The sequence below is a fragment of the Rhizobium mayense genome (genome assembly GCF_030272705.1).
Lineage (GTDB): Bacteria > Pseudomonadota > Alphaproteobacteria > Rhizobiales > Rhizobiaceae > Rhizobium > Rhizobium mayense.
Window position 1 is genome coordinate 242204 of record NZ_JARFYM010000004.1, and the last position, 17307, is coordinate 259510.

Consider the following 17307-nt stretch of genomic DNA (forward strand, 5'->3'; position numbering starts at 1 on the left):
GCCACCGTATCACGCCACCACAGGAAAGCTAATACTAAATATAAGTTTTTTCCGACCTCATTCCGATGTCGGCAGCCAGGGCATGCTGCCCCGACGCGTCGTTTCGAAGGCCTCGATGGCCGAGAGATAACCGAGGGTGACGTCGATATCGTCCACGCCCTCCACCAGTCGCTGCTTGCGCAGGGCATTGATATCGAATTTGAAAACCGAGCCGTCAGGCGCGGTGACGGACTGTTCGGGCAAGTCGATCGTTATCGTCGAACCCGGCGTCTGGCGGAGCTGCCGCCACAGAGAGTGGATGGCCTCATAGGGGAGAACGATCGGCAGAATGCCATTTTGAAGACAGTTTGCATAGAAGATGTCTCCGAAACTCGGCCCGATCAGAGCCCGCAAGCCGAAATCGAGGACGGCATATGCCGCACCCTCGCGCGACGAGCCGCAGCCGAAATCGGCATCCGTGACCAGGATCTCGCAGCCCACATAGGCTTGCTGATTGAGCGAGAATTCGGCACGCGGTTGCTCTTTTTCATCGAAACGAAGGTCATGCAGAAAGGCTTCGCTGTAGTCATGGCCGGGACGGCGGTGCTGGCGCATGTAACGTCCGGGCAGGATCATGCCGGTATCGATCTTGGCAATCTCCACCGGGGCCGCGATCGCTGTCAGAGTCACGAACGGCTTCATTATGCGATCTCCCGTTCTGCCAGGCTGCGAACATCGGTCAGGTGGCCAGCGACGGCGGCGGCGGCGACCATCACTGGGCTCATGATATGGGTTCGGGCGTTGCGGCCTTGCCGGCCCTCGAAATTGCGGTTCGTCGTCGATGCGGCACGCTCGCCGGGCGCAACCAGCTCACCGTTGGAACCATTGCACATGGAGCAGCCGGAATCGCGCCATTCGAGGCCGGCCGCCATGAAGATGACATCGAGCCCTTCGCTCTCGGCCTGACGCTTGACCGACGAGGAGCCCGGAGAAACCATGCCCGGCACGGCGGAGCGGCGGCCGTTCAAAATCGCGGCGGCGCTGCGCAAATCCTCGATGCGGCTATTGGTGCAGGAACCGATGAAGACGCGATCGATGCGGATGTCCTTGAGCGGCGTCGACGGTGCGAGATCGAGATATTCCAGCGCACGCTCGACATGACGGCGACGGTCGCTATCGGGAATCATTGCCGGGTCGGGGACCGTTCCGTTAATCGGCGAACAGTCCTCCGGGCTGGTGCCCCAACTGACCATCGGCGCGAGTTCGGACACATCGATGTGCAGCTCGCGGGCGAAGGTCGCTCCGTCGTCGCTGTGAAGCGTGCGCCAATAGTCCAGCGCCCTGGTCCAGGCTTCGCCCTTCGGGCTCTTGGGACGATCGGAAAGGTAGGCGAATGTGGTTTCGTCGGGCGCGATCACACCGATCTTCGCGCCGGCCTCGACGGACATGTTGCAAATCGTCATGCGTCCTTCCATCGACATCGCACGGATCGTCGATCCGGCATATTCGATGGCATGCCCGACGGCGCCACCGACGCCGATACGTGCGATAACGCTGAGGATGATGTCCTTCGGCGTCACGCCATCAGGCAACTCGCCGTCGATGACGATGCGCATCGGCTTCGGGCGGCTCATCCACACCGTTTGGGTGGCGATGACATGCCGAAGCTGATTGGATGCCCCGATCGGCGACGCCAGCAGACCGAAGGCGCCATTCGTTGCCGTATGGGAATCGTTGCACGTGATCATCATGCCCGGCTGCGCAATACCGAGTTCCGGAGCGATCACATGGACAATGCCCTGCATGCGATGATGCATGTCGATATGGGGCAAGGCGAAATCCCGGGCGTTTTCCGCCTGCATTTCGACAACGCGGCGGATTTCAGGATTCGCGATGCCGGGCGTTCCGGCGCCACGGTTGATCGTCGGAAGATAATGGTCGGTGACGGCCATCTGCTGCATTGGCTGGCGAGCCTTGCGCCCCTCCAGCCGAAGCTGGTCGAATGCCAGGAACGCTCCGCCCTCGTTGATCATATTAAGATCGACATAGAGAAGGTCCTCGCCATGCGGCGATGTGACGACCACGTGGCTGTTCCACAATTTCTCGAACAGGGTCAGCGGCCCGGTCCTATCCATGGGGCGGCCGTCCATCATGCCGAGGCCTCTTTGACCATCGCGCGCGCATGAGCAGCAAGCATTTGGATATCGCCGGCGACAGAAACGAATTGGCAGCCCATATCCAGCCATTTTCGGCCGGCGGTGCCGTCGCCCGCCGACATGCCGGCAAAGGCCCCTGCGGCGCGGATTTTCGGAATTGCATCGGCAATGGCATTCGTTACGTCTGCGTGATTGGAGGCCCGCGCATATCCCAGATCCGCGGCGAGATCGGCCGGCCCTATCAGAACGCCGTGCACGCCATCGACCGCCGCTATTTCTTCGATACGGCTCAGAGCGGCCTTCGTCTCGATCATGACAATCAGGCAGACCCGGCCGTCGATTTCATCGAAATAATCATTGCCTGCGGCATAGCCGTTGCCGCGATGCACCTTGGCGACGCTGCGCACGCCGTCGGGCGGATAACGCGTCGCGGCAACCGCCGTTTGCGCCTCTTCTACCGTCTCCACCATCGGCACGACGATGTTCTCGATGCCGAGGTCCAGAAGCTGCTGGATCAGCAGCGAATCCAACCTCGGAAGCCGAACGAGGACATGTGCCGGCGTGCCCGCAATGGCTTGAGCTTGCTGCAACACCGACATCAGATCGTTGGGGGAATGCTCCATGTCGATATAGACATAGTCGCAGCCGCTCAGACCGAGGGCCTCCGCCGCTATCGGGCTGCACAGCTGGGAGCGCAAGCCGATCTGCTGGCGACCGGCTCGCATTTCACCGATAAAGGATTGTTTTTTCTGTTGTACTCTCGTCATGGTCTTATCTCGCGCCGAGCAAATAAATACTTATACTAAATATAAGCACACGAAAAAGCGACAAGCTCGTCCGGATGTTTGTCGCCGCTTGAAAAATTGTCAGTAAGCCGCCTCGTAGATCGTAAGAATGTCGTCACGCGACATATCGCGAGGATTGTTGTCGAGCAGCCGGCGGATGGCATGGGCCTCATCCGCCATGGCCGGAAGGTCGCTACGTGGAACGGCGAATTGCGAAAGCTTCATCTCACAGCCAAGCCCGTGGCAGAAATCATAGGCTGCATCGAAGACCGAGGTATGCCAAGGCGCGTTCAAGGCAGACAGAATCTCCGCCGTCTTCTCCGGCACCGCCGGGGCGTTGAACGCCAGCGTGTGAGGGAAGATCAGGGCGTTGGCCGCGCCGTGTGCGATATGATGACGTGTGCCGAGGGGATAGGCGACGGCGTGTCCCGAAGTCGTATTAACCGGGCCGAGACAGTAGCCGCCATAGAGCGACGCCAGCGACAATCCTGAGCGAGCCTCCATATCGGAACCGTCTACGACCGCCCGCTTCAGGTATTTCCCGACAAGGCGCACACCCTCTATCGCATACATGTCGATGCTGACATGCGCGCGCCGGCTTGTGAACGCCTCCACACAATGGGCCATGGCATCGACGCCGGTTGCGGCGGTGACTTGCGCAGGAAGCGTAAGGGTGAGTTCCGGATCGATGACGGCCAGGTCGGCCAGCATATGGCTGCTCTGCACCGCAAGCTTGTTTTTCGTGACCGGATCCGTCACCAGGGCACGCGTTCCCGCTTCACTGCCGGTCCCGGACGTCGTCGGCACCTGAACGAGGGCGGCCTGCTTGGCCGGCACCCGCTCGACGCCAACCACGTCGGTGATGCGACAGCCGCTACCGGGCAGGACCGCGGCAAGCTTGGCCAGATCCATGGCGCTTCCGCCCCCGAAGCCGATGACGAGGTCCGGGTCCGCAGCCTCCGCAACAGCGAGCAAAGCTTCCAGATTGGGAATATCCGGTTCCGGACGAACCTCTGCAAAAATCGTGACCTTCCCACTCAGACCGAGCAGATCGACACGCTTCGAATTGAAGGCATCGGCAACCACCAGGATGCGCTGAAAACGGCCTGCCATCCACTCTCCTACCTTCGAAACGGAGCCTGGTCCGAACTCGATTGCCCGTGGTCGGATCAGGGTGATGGACGATGACGATGTTAGCATTGGCGCAATTTCCCACGAAAATACATAGGGATATGCGGACCCATGGCCAGTCGGATCACCTGGCGTTCCTCACCCCTAAAATGCTTATACTAAATATAAGTTTTTATGCGCAAGTGATTTTTTTGGCGTTCCGTGGATTTCCGGCCGACGTCAGCACACCGTTGTCCGGGCGACCCTGCATGCCGATCAGGCCGGAAAACGCGCCCCACCCACGATTTCGCTTAGGACGTCCTCACCACCGAAACCTCCGGATTTGGTGATCAGATGTACGGCTCTGCCCCAGAGGTTGAAGGAGGAGATCGGCAGGCTTGCCTCGATTTCGCCGATCGGGTGCAACGTATCGACGCCGGCAGCCCGCAGAATGGCGGCAGCGGTATCGCCGCCCGATGCGATCAAAGTGCGCGGCATTTGGCGCTGCATCAACGCAGCGATTCCTTCTCCGAAGCGGCCGGCAACGGTCGCGCTATTTTCGGCGGATCGGGCCTCTATGCACCGCACCAGCGTCACGGGGGAATGCTGCGTCGCAATTGGAGGAACCTCTCCATTTGGAGCGGCGACATCCATCACGCCGGCACGGACACGCGTCAGATGCACCATTTGACGGATGGTGATGGGATCACGCGAGCCCACGGCGATCAGCAGGGGAAACTCGAACGCGGCCGGGACGACGCAATCGGTTCCTTTCGCTAAGTGTTCCGCCAGCGCCTGCCCCAGGCCTCTTGCTCCGATGGCAAGTACATGAGGATCGGCCAAAATCCCTGCGGCGACGGCCGCGAGATCGGCCTGAGTTGCAATGTCGGGGGCATGAACGTCGATTGAAGTGGGGAAGGCCGGCAGTGGGATCGGTTGATCGACGCCCATGCCCGTCACGTGCCCCGCCAGTTGCAAACGCCCCTGTTCGGGAATGGCCGGGACGATGACGATCTGATCGCGCTGCAGACCCTGCAGCATGGCGACGGATTCCGCGACGACATTTCCCTTCAATCGACTGTCGATTTTCTTGAAATAGACCTTTGGCGAGAACTGCCGAAGCAGATCGGTCGTGCGGAGCAGACATGCTTGCGCTTCGGCCTCGCTCATATGCCGCGTACCGGTTGCAACGGTCAGCACGGCTGGATCCGCCGCCATTGCCCTGTCCAAATGATCCGGGCTGAGAGCGACTGCGACCGACATTCCACATTGCGCGAACGGCGTCGCCGTATCGATGGCGCCGGTCAGATCATCGGCGATGATGGCGATTTCCAGGGGCATGGCTGTCCTTCACGATGAACGGTTCACTCAGATTGCTAGCGGAGAAAGGGCCAAAACGTCAAACAAAATGATCGAATCAATCATTTCTGGAATATTTGATTGAAAAGATCAGAGAGATGCGGTTTCATGATGCTCAACGGCGTATCCCCCGATCGCAGACATTTCCGAGGACGGACCAATGACGAAACCAGTTATAGCAATCACCATGGGCGACCCTTCCGGCATCGGACCGGAGATCATCGCCAAGGCGCTTTCCTTGCCGACAGTACGGGAGATTTGCCGCCCTGTGGTCGTGGGTGATTTGGACAGGATGCAGAAGGCCGCCGCCATTGTCCAAACAACGGCGGCGATCCGGCCGATCGCCGCGGTTGGCGATGCCGGCGAGGAGATCGGAATAGACATTCTCCAGACGGGCAACCTCCCGTCCGACCTGCCCTTCGGCGTCGTCAGCCGCGAGGGCGGTGAAGCCGCTTATCAATTCATCGTCTCGGCCGTTGAGCTTGCCCAATCCAGGCAGATCGATGCCATCTGCACGGCGCCCCTGAGCAAGGAAGCGCTGCATCTTGCGGGACATCGCTATCCCGGGCACACCGAACTCATCGCGCACCTGACCAACACCAACGAAGTCTCGATGATGCTGGCTTCGCCGAAGTTGCGCGTCGTCCATGTGACGACTCACATCGGCCTCATCGACGCCATCGCGAAGATCGAGCCGGGGCTGGTTCTCAGGACGATCGAGCGCGGGCGCGCGGCGCTCATCGGCATGATGGACCGTGAGCCCCGCATCGGCGTCTGCGCCATCAACCCGCATGCCGGCGAAAACGGGCTCTTCGGGCATGATGAGGAAGCGATCAAGATCGCACCGGCCGTCGCCGAAGCAGTCGGGAAAGGCTATGACGTGTCCGGGCCACTCGCCGCGGACACCCTCTTCTTCCGCGCCGTGCGGGGCGATTTCGATCTCGTCGTGGCCATGTACCACGATCAGGGACACGGGCCCGTAAAGGTGCTCGGCATCGAGGAAGGCGTCAACGTTACCGTGGGTCTGCCGATCGTTCGCACGTCGGTCGATCACGGAACCGCATTCGATATCGCCGGCCAGGGCAAGGCCGATGAGCGCAGCCTGATCTATGCGTTGCGCCAAGCTGCTATTCTGTCCGGCAAGGCGGTTTGATCATGCTATTGGCCCGTCGGCGAGTTTGCCGGTCCGCCGAATTCCGTCGTGTGGCCGGCTTGGATCGAATGGTCGCGAGGGGGTCATCATGAGCGGTTTTAACCAGAGAAAGGACGCGCTGCTGCGGCTGCTCCAGATAGGGGCGCCCACTGTCCAGGCCTTGAGCGCCGCGCTTGGCGTTTCGGTCGCGACGGTGAGGCGCGATCTGGCAGCCCTTGCGGACGAGGGTGTGATTGCCCGCACCTATGGAGGCGCGACGTTGCTGCAACGAGCCGAGCCGACCTTCGATTTCCGTATGCGGGTCGCCGCGGCCGCAAAGCGCAGGATCGCCGAAGCGGCTTTCGAGGCACTCGACGGGGCCTCTACGATCTTTCTGGATGCCGGCACGACCGTCGGCGCCTTCGCGGAAAAACTCGCCCTCATGCAAGACAGCCTGAACGGTCTCGTCGTCGTCACACAGTCGCACCGCGTCGCCGCCATTCTGGCGAATATCGCCTCCATCGAACTTTTCCTGCTCGGGGGCCGCTACCGTGCCAATTCGGAAGGCGTGTTCGGCCCGCTTGCGGAGCGCACCATCGAGGCCTTTCGCTTCGAAAAAATCTTTCTTGGGGCAGATTCGGTTTCCGCCGAGTTCGGTCTCGGCGAAACAACGCTGGAACAGGTCCGCCTGAAAGAAGTCGCCATGCAACGGACCAAGGCGACCATCGTGCTGGCCGACGCGACCAAATTTCAGGATCAGACGCTACCTTTTTGGACAAGGCTGCCAAAGGGCGCAAGATTGCTGACTGATGAAGCAAGCGAACACATGCGGCAGCAATATCGTGAGGCGGGTTTTACGATTAGCGCATGAATTGCGCCGTTTCAGCGTAATCGCACATTGGAAAACGAGATTTTAACCTGATAACACCCGTTTTGCTGTTACGCGAGCGCTGCCAAGGCCGTCAACTGAGACCAGAAGGGTTGCTCGGAACGTTCGCCGGACGGATCGACCAACCGGATCGCGGTCACCTCGAGATCACAACTCGGCAACCGATCCGAAAGATCGACCAGGGTCCCATCTGAGATCCTTGCATGCGCCAGTGAGGATGGGACCCAGGCTACCGCGAAGCCCGCGGCTGCCATTTCCAGCGCCGCCATGGTGAGGGCGGTTTCGGCTTTCGCCACGACCTGACACTCGTCTCTTAACTTCGACAGGATGTTTCTTTCCATGACCTCCCCGAAGAAAACCTCGGCGGGATAGGCGATATAGGGGAGATCCTTCTCCATGATCTTGTCGCGCACCCATGCGGCGTGAGGAGCTCCAATTGTGGGAACGAGGCGTTCCGTCCCAATCATCACGGTTTCAACGAAATCCGGTCTGACGGGATGCTGCCAACCTGGATTGCGGTACAGGAGGGCAAAATCCACCTGCCGCGACAGGAGCAGGGAGAAACATTCATCGAGATTGGCTGAACGGACCTTCACGAAAGTATGCGGGTCGCGCGCCTGGGCGCTTTCTATGATCGATGGAGCGAGGATAGCCGTTAGAGAATGCTGACTTGCGATTATGATGCGATTGGCCGAGGTCTTATCACCGCGCCTGAGGTCAAGAACAAGCTGCCGTAACTGCCCCACCAGAAGCGCGATCGTCTCACGCTGGCTCTCGGTGGTGGGGCGCAGGCGAATTGGTTTGGACCGGCGATCGAAGAGCTCGACACCCACATGGTCCTCGATCTGCTGGATCCGTCGGGAGAATGCGGATTGTGTCAGTCGACGCCGCTCCGCCGCTTCCGTGAACGAACCGGTTTCGGCTACCGCGAGAATGTCTTCGAGCCAATCTAGTCGCATAGTTCTATGTTGCAAATTTTGCATATTGATTCAAGTATTTCGAATTTGAACGGCGGCAAATGATCTGAGAAAGTCCCAAAACGCAAGTTTGGAGACAATTTCATGCATCTGGCTCGTTTTCCCCGCATTCACCTCGCTCACCTGCCGACGCCGCTCGAGCGATTGGACCGCCTGTCTCACGAACTGGGGGGACCGGAAATCTGGATAAAGCGCGATGACTGCACCGGGCTCTCGACGGGCGGCAACAAGACGCGCAAGCTTGAGTTCCTGATGGCAGAGGCCCTCGCACAGGGCGCCGACACGGTGATCACGCAAGGGGCAACCCAATCTAACCATGCGCGCCAGACTGCCGCCGCCGCCGCAAAACTCGGAATGACCTGCCGCATCCTGCTGGAGGATCGCACCGGGTCCAATGATCCAAACTACAACTACAACGGCAACGTCCTGCTGGATCATCTCCACGGCGCTACGACCGATAAGCGGCCGGGTGGCAGCGACATGCAGGCCGAAATGGAAAAGCTTGCCGACAAGCTTCGCTCTGAAGGCCGCAACGTCTACGTCATACCGGGCGGTGGCTCGAACCCGACGGGCGCCCTCGGTTACGTCAATTGCGCCTTCGAGCTGGTCGCGCAAGCCGACGACCGCGGACTGGTTATCGATCATATCGTGACGGCGACCGGCAGTGCCGGAACGCACGCTGGGCTGATTACCGGATTGAAGGCGATCAATGCGCCGATCCCCTTGTTAGGAATGGGTGTGCGCGCTCCGAAGGAGAAGCAGGAAGAGAGCGTCTTCAATCTTGCGGTTCGAACGGCTGAGAAGCTCGGATGCCCTGGCGTCGTGCGGCGCGAGGATGTGGTTGCCGACTGCAACTACGTCGGAGCAGGATATGGCGTGCCGGGCACCGACACACTCGAGGCGATTGCGATGTTCGCCAAGTACGAGGCGATCTTGCTTGATCCCGTCTATTCCGGAAAGGCTGCGGCTGGATTGATCGACTACTGCCGCAAGGGACGTTTCAAGGCGGGTGAGCGGATCGTCTTCCTGCATACCGGCGGATCAGCTGCTCTCTTCGGCTACGACTCAATCCTTTCGCCAGCCACCGGGCGCTGAGGAGGTAACGGAGATGGTTCTTCGCCGGGTTGGCATTCTGGGGGGCATGGGACCAGAGGCGACGGTTCTTCTCATGCAGAAGGTATTGGCCGCGGTCAAAGCCAATGACGACGCTGACCATATTCCGTTGCTCGTTGACCAGAACCCGCAGGTCCCCTCGCGCCTGCAGCGCTTGATAGAGGGGACCGGCGAAGACCCCGGCCCTGTCTTGGCGGATATGGCGCGCCGCCTGCAGGCTGCCGGAGCCGAGGCTTTGGCTATGCCCTGCAACACGGCACACCATTTCGTCCCGGCCATTTCTGCCGCGACCAGTGTGCCGTTCCTTAACATGGTGGAGCTTTCGGTCCGACGAGCCCGACAACTGGCAGCGCCTGGCGGAAGGGTCGGCATTCTGGCCTCACCCGCCGTGCGTCGCATCAAGCTCTTCGAGAGCGCGCTCGCGGCGGCGGAGCTGCAACCGGTCTATCACGACGACGAGGCCGCGCTTTTGTGGATGATCCGCCGTTTGAAAGCGGAGGGGCCAAATGAAGAGGTCAGGGCCAGGCTGATGGCGGCCTCGGAGGCCCTTCTTGCCCAAGGTGCCGATGTCCAGATGATTGCGTGCACTGAATATTCGCTGATAGCCGATGCGGTCGCGAGCGATGCGAAGGTCTTCGACACGCTTGATTGCCTCACCGAGGCGATCGTTCACTTTTCGACAACGGATCAAACGCAATAAGCCACGCACTTGGGGGGTGTAGGTCGATAGATAGAAGGAGGAGAGTATGAGTATTTCGTCGACAGAGAGCAATCAACCCTGGCTCTGGGATGAGGCCGTATGGCGCCAGAAGGTCGATCACGTCAGAGCTGGGCGCTCTCTGAAACCGGATCGCTGGAAGAGCGATGCGCGATTGGCTGTGGCGCTGTCGTTCGACAGCGATCATGAGACGATGGAGCTCAAGAACGGCGGAACATCGTTCGGTACGATGAGCCGCGGGCAATATGGCGCTCGGCGCGGCATCCATCGTATCCTCCGAATCCTTGAGAAACATTCCGTGCCAGCCTCCTTCTTCATGCCGGCCGTCTCGGCAATGATCAACGAGGAAGAGGTCAAGACCGTCGTTTCGGCCGGGCACGAGCTTGGAATCCACAGCTGGATCCACGAGTTCAATTCCCGCCTCGACGAGGAGACCGAGCGCGATCTGGCGCTCCGTGCTGCTGACGTGCTGGAAAAAATGTCCGGCGCACGTCCCGTGGGCATGCGGACGGCCTCCTGGGATTTCAGCCCCCATACGCTGAAGATTGCCCGCGAGATGGGGCTTCTCTACGATTCATCTCTGATGGCGGACGAGGAGCCCTACGAGCTTCTGGAGGATGGCGAGCCCACGGGTGTTGTCGAGATCCCCGTCGAATGGATCCGTGATGACGCGCCCTATGTGGCGATGGACCGGATGACCGGCGCCCGCCCCTATGGCGGGCCGGCAATGATGCTCGACATCTTCAGCCGTGAACTAGAGGTCGCCTACGAGGAAGGTGGACTGTTCCAACTCACCATGCACCCACATCATATCGGCCACCGCTCACGCATCTTCATCGTCGAAGAAATCATCCGCCTTGCGAAGTCGAAAGGTGACGTCTGGTTCTGCACTCATGCGGAACTGGCGCGCTACTGTGCCGAGAAAGCAGGCCTGAAGACCGCTGAAAAGGCGGCTTGAACGAATGCTCGAATGCAGCAACCAAGGAAAACAAGGGAACGAACAATGCCTGCAAAATTTGCTTCCATATCTGTCTTGCTACTGGCGCTTTCCGCGTCGACCGCGCTGGCCCAGACCAAGGACACGCTGACCATCGATCTGCCAAATGATGCAGCGACGCTCGACCCGCATCTGCAGTGGAATACCGACAGCTACATCATCTATCGAAACATCTTCGACAACCTTCTGACGCGCGACTCCAAGGGCGAGATCGTTCCGCAGATCGCCAAGTCCTGGAAGTATCTCGACGACAAGACGATCGAGTTCCAGATCCGCGACGACGTGACCTTCCAGGACGGCACGAAGCTGACTGCGGACGACGTAGCGTTCTCGATCAACCGCATCATCGATCCGAAGCTGAAAAGCCCGCAGCTCTCGCAGTTCGACCAGATCGCCAAGGCCGAGACGACGAGCCCGACGGTCGTCAAGATGACCACTAAGTCCGCTTATCCGGCGCTGCTGGCCCAGCTCGTCAAGCTGTCCATCGTGCCGAAAGCCTATGTCGAGAAGGTCGGCGACCAGGAATTCAACCAGAAGCCCATGGGCTCCGGCCCTTACAAGATGACCAATTGGCAGAAGGGCGTTGAGACCGACCTGGAAGCCTATTCGAACTACTGGCGCGCCAAGCCACCGTTCCAGCATGTCGTTTTCCGCGCTGTGCCCGACGTCTCAACCCGCATCGCCGATTTGAAGACCGGCAAGGCGGATCTCATTCGCGACGTGCAGCCGGATCAGGCATCCAGCCTCAAGGAAGACCCTAATACGCAGTTGCTTTCCGGCCCTACCGAACGGATTGGCTATCTCTACATCAACGCTGAAGCCGGTCCTACGAAGGACCTTCGCGTCCGTCAGGCGATAGCCTATGCCATCGACAAGCAGGGTCTAGTCGATGCCCTGCTCGAGGGTTACGGCAAGCCGGTGGATGTCGTTGGAGCGGAGCCGGTTTTCGGGTTTACCGATGAAGTCAAGGGCTATCCCTATGATCCCGCCAAGGCAGCCGAATTGATCAAGCAAGCCGGCGCGGAAGGCCAGACGATCGAATTTCTGACGTCGCCTTCGTATAGCCGCGCTCTTGTCGAGGCCATTCAGCAGATGATCAGTGAAGCCGGGCTGAAGGTCGAGATTTCCTCCAGCGATCAGGCTACATTCCTGAAGCGACGTCAAGGCGATCCGGCCAATGCCGGCGGACTTGCCTTCGGCGCGTGGTCCTGTGCCTGCCAGGATGCCGACGGCATCATCTTTCCGCTTTTCCGCAGTGGCGGCATTTGGGCAAAGTACAAGAACGACAAGTATGACACCCTCGTGGACCAGGCGCGCTCTACGCTTGACCAGGAAAAGCGCAAGGATCTGTACAAGCAGGCCTATCAAATCCTTCAGCAGGATGTCCCTGGACTGGGGCTTTATCAGATCTATGCGCTCTACGGGGCGAACAAGAAGCTGAAGTGGGAGCCGACTGCCAATGAAGCCATGTTCGTCATGGACATGAGCTGGCAACAGTAAGGCGAGATAACGGCCATGTTGAACTACGCCGTCCAGCGGTTGCTACAAGCTGTCGTCGCGATCTTTGGCGTTCTTACCATCGTCTTCGTCGTCATGCATCTCTCGGGGGATCCGACCTTGCTCCTCGTCCCCCAGGATGCTTCGGCGGAAATGATTGCGCAACTGCGCCATCAGCTTGGCTTCGACCAGCCGATCTGGGTACAATATCTGGAATATCTGAAGGGGTTGCTGCAGCTGGATTTCGGCAGTTCAGTCGTCCAGCGAGCCCCCGCCCTCGATATTGTTCTTTCCCGCGTGCCCTACACCGTCATGCTTGCCGCAGGGGCGCTGGTGGTCGCGATCGGCATGGGCATTCCGGCCGGCGTCATCATGGCGACGCGCCGCGGCAGCGCCATCGAACGGCTGCTGACCGGCATCGTGGTCACTGGTCAGAGCGTCCCCACCTTTCTCTCCGGCATCGTGCTGATCTTCGTCTTCGGCGTGACGCTGCGCTGGTTGCCGACCTCCGGCTCCGGCGACTTCGCCTCGCTGATCATGCCCTCGATAGCGCTTGGCGCGATCTCCATGTCCACCTTCGCCCGCATGACCCGCATCTCGGTCATTGACGAACTCGGCAAGGACTATGTCCGCGCCGGGCGCGCCCGCGGCCTGTCGCTCGGCTCCGTGGTCGTCCGGCACGTATTGCGCAATGCAGCCATCCCGGTCATCACCATTGCCGCACTCGAAATCGGCAACCTGCTCGCCGGCGCCGTCATCATTGAGACAGTCTTTGCCTGGCCGGGCATAGGCCAGCTTGCCATCCAATCCATCCAGTCGCGCGACTTCCTGGTCGTCCAGGTCATCGTCCTTCTGATCTCCTTCGTTTATGTGCTGACCAGCGTGCTCGCCGACTTCGTCTACGCGCTCGTCGATCCGCGCATCCGCCTGATCCGCTGAGGAGGCCGCCATGACCTTCGCCGCCCTCACCATTGGAAACCGCCTTCGGCGCGTACCTCTTTCGGTCCTGTTGGTCGCATTCATTCTTCTGGTAATCGTTCTGCTCGCAGCCTTTGCTCCCTGGGTGGCTCCAGCTGATCCGAATAAGCAGACACTGCTCGCGCGCCTGAAGCCGCCAGGCTTCGAGTTACGCGGCTTCACCTATTGGCTCGGGACGGACGATCTGGGGCGCGACCTGCTTTCACGCACGCTTTACGGCGCCCGAGTATCGCTTTCCGTAGCGGTGCTGTCCGTTGTCGTCTCGACGCTGGTCGGCGTAACACTCGGCATGCTGGCCGGCTGGTTCCGCGGCAAGGTCGAGATCGCCATCATGCGGCTTGTCGATATCATGATGTCGATCCCGGCCATTCTTCTGGCAGTGCTCACCGTCGCCGTCCTTGGTCCCGGCTTCCTGAAGCTCGTGCTGGTACTCGGCCTTACCCGTTGGCCGCGTTATACGCGTGTCACTTATGCGCAGACATTGCAGGTTGCCAACCTGCCGTTCATCAAGGCATCCGAGCTTGCCGGTGCCGGGGCGGCGCGCATCCTCTTCCACCACGTCCTGCCGAACATCGCCGGACCAATCCTGATCGTTGCGACCGCCGAATTCGGCCTCATGATCCTGATGGAAGCCGGCCTTTCCTTCCTCGGCCTCGGCATCCAGCCGCCCGCGGCAAGCTGGGGCTCCATCATGAGCGTCGGCCGCGAATATCTCGAACGCGCCTGGTGGATGGTGGCTTTTCCCGGCGCCTGCCTTTTTCTGCTGGTCTTCTCCGTTAACGTATTGGGCGACTGGTTGCGTGACGAGATTGATCCTCGATCCCGCGTCCGTTGATCTCTGAGGTTTTTGCCATGGAATTTGAAAACAAGACTATCGTCATCACCGGCGCCGCCGGCATTTTCGGCCGCTGGATCGCTGCCTATTTCGCCAAGGAAGGCGCTAGGCTCTGCCTCAGCGATATCCGGATGGACGGGTTGGAAAGGGCGGTCGCGGAACTTGATCTGGATCGCTCGCAGGTTCTGCTGCACGCCACTGAGCTCACCAGCGACGCGTCCATGCTCGAACTCGTCGACCTCGTAAAGCGTGAATGGAGGGCCCCGGACATTCTCGTGAACAATGCCGGCATCTATACCCGCTTCAGCTTGCTCGACATGGAATTCTCTGACTGGGACCGCGTTTTCGGCGTAAATCTGCGCGCCCCTTTCGTTCTGTCGCGCGAATTCGCCAAACTGATGATCGCCGAAGGAAAGGCCGGGTCGATCATCAACATCTCCTCGGGCGCCGCCCGCAAGATGAACCAGAATTCGGTGCCCTACTGCACCTCGAAGACCGCAATTGAGCGGTTGACCAAGGGCTTCGCGATGGAGCTTGCCGAATACGGCATCCGAGTCAATGTCGTCGAACCGGGCTTCGCGCCGGGCAGCGAGGTGAGCGAGCTTTCCGATGAATACGTCACCAACATGCTGAAGAACATCCCGCTCGGCCGCGCCAGCGGGCCGCAAGATGCGCCGGGCGCGATCGCCTATCTTTGCTCCGACAAGGCCGCCTTCATCACCGGCGCCGTTCTATCCGTCGACGGCGGCAATTCGATCGGCAACTACAAGCGCCCCGAACGCATAAAATCCGCAGGGGATTGAGCCATGAATTCTGTCGCAAATCCGCTGCTCACAGTTGAGGGGCTGACCATTAACATCGGGCAGGCCAAAGTCGTCGACGATGTCTCCTTTACCGTCGCGCCGGGCAAGGTCTTGGCGTTGGTGGGCGAGTCGGGTTGCGGCAAGTCGCTGACATCCTATGCCATGCTCGGCCTTTTGCCGCCCGCCGCCCGCCGCAGCAGTGGCCGGATCGTGCTGGGAGACACTGACCTCGCAGCCATGTCGGAACGGCAGTTCCGAAAGGCACGCGGCAAGGATATTTCCATCATTTTCCAGGAGCCGAGCGCATCCCTCGATCCGCTGACCACCGTCGGCGCGCAGATCGCCGAGGCGTACTCGGTTCATCACGGCGTCTCGAAGACCGAGGCTTATGAGAAGGCTCGGCAGATGCTGATCGATGTCGGCATTCCTGATCCGACCAGGCGGCTCGATCAATATCCCTTCGAGCTTTCCGGCGGCATGTGCCAGCGCATCATGATCTCGATCGCCCTGATCAACGGCCCGCGCCTTCTTGTCGCCGACGAGCCGACCACAGCGCTCGATGTGACCATCCAGGCGCAAATCCTCGACCTCATGAAGAAGCTGGTTGCCGAACGCGGCACGGCGATCGTGCTGATCACCCATGACATGGGTGTGGTCGCCGACATCGCCGACGAGGTGGCGGTGATGTATGCCGGCCGTATCGCAGAGATCGCGCCCGTCCATGCCCTGTTCCGCGAGCCCAAGCACCCATACACCGCGCTTCTGCTTGCCAGCGTTCCGAAACTTGATGACGCGCCGAAGGCGGATCTGGCGACCATCGAGGGGACAGTGCCGACGCCAAACGAATTCGGCGCCGGTTGTCGTTTCGCGGACCGTTGTCCGCTTGTGACCGACAAGTGTTGGACGGAACAGCCGCCGTTGATCGCTTGTGGGGACAAGAGGCATCGTTCCGCCTGCTGGCATGTCGATCGCATGGCCGAAATCAGCGGGGTGGCGGCATGAGCGGCGCACATAAAGTTCTGGAAATCCGTGATATCGCCGTTCATTTCGGCGGTCGCGGCGGCTTCCTGTCGAAGCCTGGCCCCGTCGTGAAGGCCGTCAACGGCGTCGACCTGGAGATCGGCCGCGCCGAGACTGTTGCACTGGTCGGTGAATCCGGCTGCGGCAAGTCCACGCTGTCCAACACGATCGTCGGCCTGCAGGCACCGGTCTCCGGCAGCATCAAGGTCAGCGGCGAGGAAGTCGTGGCTGCCGACCGCAAAAAGCTCAATGACATCCGCCGCAAAGTGCAGATGATTTTTCAAGATCCGGCGCTGTCTCTCGACCCGCGCTCGACGGTGGGTGCTACGATCGCCGAACCGCTGATCGTCCGCGGCGTTGCCAAGGGCAAGGAGCTGAAAGCACGCGTCGCGACGCTGCTCCAGCAAGTGGGCCTCAGGGCTGAACATGCGGACCGCTATCCGCATCAGTTCTCCGGTGGCCAGCGCCAGCGCGTGGTCATTGCCCGCGCGCTGGCGCTCGAGCCGGACCTCGTCATCTGTGACGAGCCGGTCTCGGCGCTCGATGTCTCGGTGCGGGCGCAGATCCTGAACCTGCTGGTCGCCCTGCAGAAGCGCACCGGCGTTTCCTATCTTTTCGTGTCTCACGATCTCGGTGTGGTGCGGCATATCTGCGACCGCGTCGTCGTTATGTATCTCGGCCGTTTCGTGGAGATGGCAGACCGGGATACGTTCTTCGCCAACCCCAAACACCCCTACACGAAGGCGTTGATGTCGGCTGTGCCGGAGGCCGATCCTGTCGTTCAGCGTTCGAAGGAACGGATCATCCTCGGCGGCGACCTCCCAAGTCCGGCGAACATCCCCTCGGGCTGCGCCTTCCACACACGTTGCCCGCTGGCGACCGAGATCTGCACAAAAACGCGACCGGAACTTACTTCTCGCCCCGATGGGGCGCGTGTCGCCTGTCACCACGCGTAGCCG

Annotated in this window: 17 protein-coding genes; 11 read left to right on the forward strand and 6 right to left on the reverse strand. The window is 60.4% G+C overall.

The features are described from left to right. Window positions 1-57: 57 nt before the first annotated feature. The 5 genes from leuD to PY649_RS08475 form a co-directional block, all read right to left on the reverse strand. Window positions 58-681 (reverse strand): 3-isopropylmalate dehydratase small subunit, encoded by a 624-nt coding sequence (gene leuD, locus PY649_RS08455; RefSeq protein ID WP_285867811.1) that lies wholly within the window; start codon window positions 679-681, stop codon window positions 58-60. Further along, window positions 681-2132, reverse strand: a complete 1452-nt coding sequence (gene leuC, locus PY649_RS08460) for a 3-isopropylmalate dehydratase large subunit (RefSeq protein WP_285867812.1) — start codon at window positions 2130-2132, stop codon at window positions 681-683. The genes leuD and leuC overlap by 1 nt, the downstream gene beginning before the upstream one ends. Continuing rightward, entirely contained in the window at window positions 2129-2902 is a 774-nt protein-coding gene (locus PY649_RS08465) for an HpcH/HpaI aldolase family protein (RefSeq protein WP_285867813.1), read from the reverse strand. Before PY649_RS08465 ends, leuC begins: the two co-directional genes overlap by 4 nt. Before the next feature lie 99 nt (window positions 2903-3001). After that, the gene (locus PY649_RS08470) at window positions 3002-4120 is read right to left on the reverse strand and encodes an iron-containing alcohol dehydrogenase (protein ID WP_285867814.1); all 1119 of its coding nucleotides are present in this window, start codon (window positions 4118-4120) and stop codon (window positions 3002-3004) included. 186 nt (window positions 4121-4306) lie between these two features. Beyond that, entirely contained in the window at window positions 4307-5371 is a 1065-nt protein-coding gene (locus PY649_RS08475; protein WP_285867816.1) for a four-carbon acid sugar kinase family protein, read from the reverse strand. A 178-nt stretch (window positions 5372-5549) separates the two neighbouring features. Here PY649_RS08475 and pdxA point away from each other — a divergent pair, with 178 nt between their 5' ends. Next, a complete protein-coding gene (gene pdxA, locus PY649_RS08480) occupies window positions 5550-6542 on the forward strand; it encodes a 4-hydroxythreonine-4-phosphate dehydrogenase PdxA (RefSeq protein ID WP_285867817.1) in 993 nt (330 codons plus the stop codon). An 88-nt stretch (window positions 6543-6630) separates the two neighbouring features. Next, window positions 6631-7392 (forward strand): DeoR/GlpR family DNA-binding transcription regulator, encoded by a 762-nt coding sequence (locus PY649_RS08485; RefSeq protein WP_285867818.1) that lies wholly within the window; start codon window positions 6631-6633, stop codon window positions 7390-7392. 68 nt (window positions 7393-7460) lie between these two features. On the opposite strand, the gene PY649_RS08490 is transcribed toward PY649_RS08485, so the two are convergent. Continuing rightward, entirely contained in the window at window positions 7461-8369 is a 909-nt protein-coding gene (locus tag PY649_RS08490) for a LysR family transcriptional regulator (RefSeq protein WP_285867819.1), read from the reverse strand. 102 nt (window positions 8370-8471) lie between these two features. Here PY649_RS08490 and cuyA point away from each other — a divergent pair, with 102 nt between their 5' ends. From cuyA to PY649_RS08535, 9 genes are read left to right on the forward strand one after another with little or no spacing between them, the layout of a single operon-like run. After that, window positions 8472-9482, forward strand: a complete 1011-nt coding sequence (cuyA, locus tag PY649_RS08495) for a D-cysteate sulfo-lyase (RefSeq protein WP_285867820.1) — start codon at window positions 8472-8474, stop codon at window positions 9480-9482. Window positions 9483-9495: 13 nt separating this feature from the next. After that, window positions 9496-10200 (forward strand): cysteate racemase, encoded by a 705-nt coding sequence (gene cuyB / locus PY649_RS08500; protein WP_285867821.1) that lies wholly within the window; start codon window positions 9496-9498, stop codon window positions 10198-10200. A 46-nt stretch (window positions 10201-10246) separates the two neighbouring features. Further along, entirely contained in the window at window positions 10247-11176 is a 930-nt protein-coding gene (locus PY649_RS08505; RefSeq protein WP_285867823.1) for a polysaccharide deacetylase family protein, read from the forward strand. A gap of 45 nt (window positions 11177-11221) precedes the next feature. Further along, window positions 11222-12715 (forward strand): ABC transporter substrate-binding protein, encoded by a 1494-nt coding sequence (locus PY649_RS08510; RefSeq protein ID WP_285867824.1) that lies wholly within the window; start codon window positions 11222-11224, stop codon window positions 12713-12715. A gap of 15 nt (window positions 12716-12730) precedes the next feature. Beyond that, a complete protein-coding gene (locus PY649_RS08515) occupies window positions 12731-13651 on the forward strand; it encodes an ABC transporter permease (RefSeq protein WP_285867825.1) in 921 nt (306 codons plus the stop codon). Window positions 13652-13661: 10 nt separating this feature from the next. Beyond that, entirely contained in the window at window positions 13662-14525 is an 864-nt protein-coding gene (locus tag PY649_RS08520) for an ABC transporter permease (RefSeq protein ID WP_285867826.1), read from the forward strand. 17 nt (window positions 14526-14542) lie between these two features. Then, on the forward strand, window positions 14543-15328 hold the full coding sequence (locus tag PY649_RS08525) for an SDR family NAD(P)-dependent oxidoreductase (RefSeq protein WP_285867827.1): 786 nt from the start codon (window positions 14543-14545) through the stop codon (window positions 15326-15328). Between the two features lie 3 nt (window positions 15329-15331). After that, window positions 15332-16330, forward strand: coding sequence for an ABC transporter ATP-binding protein (locus PY649_RS08530; RefSeq protein ID WP_285867828.1), 999 nt, complete (start codon window positions 15332-15334; stop codon window positions 16328-16330). Further along, window positions 16327-17304: an ABC transporter ATP-binding protein gene (locus PY649_RS08535; protein WP_285867829.1), complete on the forward strand. Its 978-nt coding sequence runs from the start codon at window positions 16327-16329 to the stop codon at window positions 17302-17304. Before PY649_RS08530 ends, PY649_RS08535 begins: the two co-directional genes overlap by 4 nt. Window positions 17305-17307 lie beyond the last annotated feature (3 nt).

Coding starts and splice junctions, on each gene's coding strand:
- leuD (WP_285867811.1), bottom strand. CDS start 681: ATGAAGCCGTTCGTGACTCTGACAGCGATCGCGGCCCCGGTGGAGATT.
- leuC (WP_285867812.1), bottom strand. CDS start 2,132: ATGATGGACGGCCGCCCCATGGATAGGACCGGGCCGCTGACCCTGTTC.
- PY649_RS08465 (WP_285867813.1), bottom strand. CDS start 2,902: ATGACGAGAGTACAACAGAAAAAACAATCCTTTATCGGTGAAATGCGA.
- PY649_RS08470 (WP_285867814.1), bottom strand. CDS start 4,120: ATGCTAACATCGTCATCGTCCATCACCCTGATCCGACCACGGGCAATC.
- PY649_RS08475 (WP_285867816.1), bottom strand. CDS start 5,371: ATGCCCCTGGAAATCGCCATCATCGCCGATGATCTGACCGGCGCCATC.
- pdxA (WP_285867817.1), top strand. CDS start 5,550: ATGACGAAACCAGTTATAGCAATCACCATGGGCGACCCTTCCGGCATC.
- PY649_RS08485 (WP_285867818.1), top strand. CDS start 6,631: ATGAGCGGTTTTAACCAGAGAAAGGACGCGCTGCTGCGGCTGCTCCAG.
- PY649_RS08490 (WP_285867819.1), bottom strand. CDS start 8,369: ATGCGACTAGATTGGCTCGAAGACATTCTCGCGGTAGCCGAAACCGGT.
- cuyA (WP_285867820.1), top strand. CDS start 8,472: ATGCATCTGGCTCGTTTTCCCCGCATTCACCTCGCTCACCTGCCGACG.
- cuyB (WP_285867821.1), top strand. CDS start 9,496: ATGGTTCTTCGCCGGGTTGGCATTCTGGGGGGCATGGGACCAGAGGCG.
- PY649_RS08505 (WP_285867823.1), top strand. CDS start 10,247: ATGAGTATTTCGTCGACAGAGAGCAATCAACCCTGGCTCTGGGATGAG.
- PY649_RS08510 (WP_285867824.1), top strand. CDS start 11,222: ATGCCTGCAAAATTTGCTTCCATATCTGTCTTGCTACTGGCGCTTTCC.
- PY649_RS08515 (WP_285867825.1), top strand. CDS start 12,731: ATGTTGAACTACGCCGTCCAGCGGTTGCTACAAGCTGTCGTCGCGATC.
- PY649_RS08520 (WP_285867826.1), top strand. CDS start 13,662: ATGACCTTCGCCGCCCTCACCATTGGAAACCGCCTTCGGCGCGTACCT.
- PY649_RS08525 (WP_285867827.1), top strand. CDS start 14,543: ATGGAATTTGAAAACAAGACTATCGTCATCACCGGCGCCGCCGGCATT.
- PY649_RS08530 (WP_285867828.1), top strand. CDS start 15,332: ATGAATTCTGTCGCAAATCCGCTGCTCACAGTTGAGGGGCTGACCATT.
- PY649_RS08535 (WP_285867829.1), top strand. CDS start 16,327: ATGAGCGGCGCACATAAAGTTCTGGAAATCCGTGATATCGCCGTTCAT.